This window comes from Microbacterium sp. (genome assembly GCF_047972865.1).
Lineage (GTDB): Bacteria > Actinomycetota > Actinomycetes > Actinomycetales > Microbacteriaceae > Microbacterium.
This window is the reverse complement of record NZ_JBKEAY010000199.1, coordinates 1-2,124: the sequence shown is the minus strand read 5'-3', so window position 1 is coordinate 2,124 and position 2,124 is coordinate 1. Positions and strand designations below refer to the sequence as shown.

At 68.9% G+C, this 2,124-nt stretch carries 2 protein-coding genes; one reads left to right on the top strand and one right to left on the bottom strand.

Features of this window, described 5'->3' with window-relative positions:
• Positions 1-231: 231 nt before the first annotated feature.
• The gene (locus tag ACK5KK_RS12185; RefSeq protein ID WP_416890352.1) at positions 232-1,662 is read left to right on the top strand and encodes a peptidoglycan DD-metalloendopeptidase family protein; all 1,431 of its coding nucleotides are present in this window, start codon (positions 232-234) and stop codon (positions 1,660-1,662) included.
• Between the two features lie 87 nt (positions 1,663-1,749).
• On the opposite strand, the gene ACK5KK_RS12180 is transcribed toward ACK5KK_RS12185, so the two are convergent.
• The coding region (locus tag ACK5KK_RS12180; RefSeq protein ID WP_416890351.1) for an inorganic diphosphatase at positions 1,750-2,124 on the bottom strand (375 nt) is incomplete at its 5' end.

Sequence of the window (2,124 nt, the reverse complement as noted above, 5' to 3'; positions counted from 1 at the left end):
CGTCGGCACTCGGCTGCCGCACCCGCCTCGCCCACCCCGACGGCGGCGTCACGCGCACCACCGCACCCAGGATCCGCACCCTTCCACCCTGCTCGATCGCGTCGCGCGCGGGCACCCCTAGTGCGAAAACGCCCTGATCGGAGGACAATGAAACGGTCATTCCCGATGACGGATGTGAAACATGTTGCTAATGTGAACAGAGTTGCTTCACAGGACGGCAGGAGTTTTTTCGTGCAGACGCTGGGACCCGACCCCGCGGACGAGTGCGGTTGCGCACCATCGCCGCGTGAGTTGCGCACCCTGCGTAGCCCCGTCACCCGCCGCCTCGCACTCGGCCTCGGCGTCGCTGGAGTCGTCGGACTCGCGGGAGTCGGCACCCTCATCGCCGCCCCCGCCTTCGCTGCCACCTATCCCTCCTGGGACGACGTCGAGAACGCCCGCGCCAACGAATCCGCCAAGGCCGACGAGATCGCCCGCATCCAGCAACTCATCGCCGACCTCGAGAACGACGTCGCTGTCAAACAAGCCCGCGCTGAAGAACTCGCCGCCGAATACGTCCTCGCCCAGGAAGAGTTCGAAAAGGCGGCCCAACGCGCCGACGACCTCCAAGCGCAGGCCGACGCCGAAGCAGAACGAGCGGATGCCGCGGCCGCCAAGCTCGGCCAACTCGCCGCCCAGCAATACCGCGTCGGCGGCGATGACACCTCGCTGGAGCTCTTCTTCTCGAGCTCGGCGGGCAAAGCCGACGACCTGCTCGCCCGCCTCGGCACGATGGACAAACTGCAGGCCGCCAACCGCAGCGTCTACACAGAGGCGATCAGCGCCCGCGACAACGCCCAGAACCTCAGTGACCAGGCTAAGGTCGCCCGGAACGAACGCGACCGCCTGCAGAAGGAAGCCGAGTCCAAGATGATCGCGGCCCAGGAAGCGGCACAAGCCGCCCAGGCCGCCCTCGATGCCCAGAACCAGCATCGGGAAACCCTCGAAGCCCAGCTCGCCGCGCTGCAAGACACCACCGCCAGGACCATCGCTGACTACCAGGCCGGCGTGGAAGCACGCCGCAAAGCCCGCGAAGAACGCCTCCGCCGGGAACGCGAAGAAGCCGAGCGTGCCGCTGCCGCAGAGCTCGCCCGACTCCAAGCCGAGCAAGCGCGCTCCGGAGGCAGCTCCTCCGGGGGCGGCTCCTCCGGGGGCTCGAGCTCTTCCCGCGGCGGCGGCGTCGCTGCAGGTGGCTCCGGCAGCGGTTCGGGTTGGGTGCGTCCCGCCGGCGGTTCCATCACCTCGTGGTTCGGCAACCGTGGCACCATCTGCTCGGGCGGCTACTGCACCACGAGTGGCCACCGCGGCATCGACTTCGGCATCTCTTGCGGCGCACCCATCTACGCCGCCGCCAGCGGCACGGTCGTCTTCGCCGCCTACAGCGGCGCGTGGGGCAACTACATCAAGGTCGACCACGGCGGCGGCACCGTCACCGGCTATGCCCACATCAAGCCCGGCGGCTACGCCGTGCGCTGGGGCCAGCGCGTCTCGGCCGGCCAGGTCATCGCCTACGCAGGCACCACCGGCGCCTCCACCGGTTGCCACCTCCACTTCGAGGTCTACCGCGGTGGCCTCCGCATCGACCCCGCCCCGTTCCTGCGCTCTCGGGGCGTCAGCGTCTGAGCCGGACGCGCACAGACCTGCGCCGGTCCACAGCCGAAGGGGCGGATGCTGCAGCATCCACCCCTCGCGAAACCCTCGCTCGCCTCGTCAGTGAGCGTCGCCCTGCGCCCGGAACCGGTCGAACGCTTCGGCAACCAGCCGCTCGGCCTCGGCGGCATCGGCCCACTCGTCGACCTTCACCCACTTGCCGGGCTCGAGGTCCTTGTAGTGCTCGAAGAAGTGACCGATCTCGCCGCGCGTCCACTCGTCGAGATCGCCGACATCCTGAATGTGGTTCCACCGCGGGTCCTTCGCCAGCACGGCCACGACCTTGTCGTCGCCCCCGGCCTCGTCGCTCATCGTCAGCACCGCGACCGGACGCACGGTCGCGACCACCCCGGGATACACATCGCGGTCCAGCAGCAGCAGCACATCCAGCGGATCGCCGTCCTCACCCAGGGTGTCGTCGAAGAAGCCGTAGTT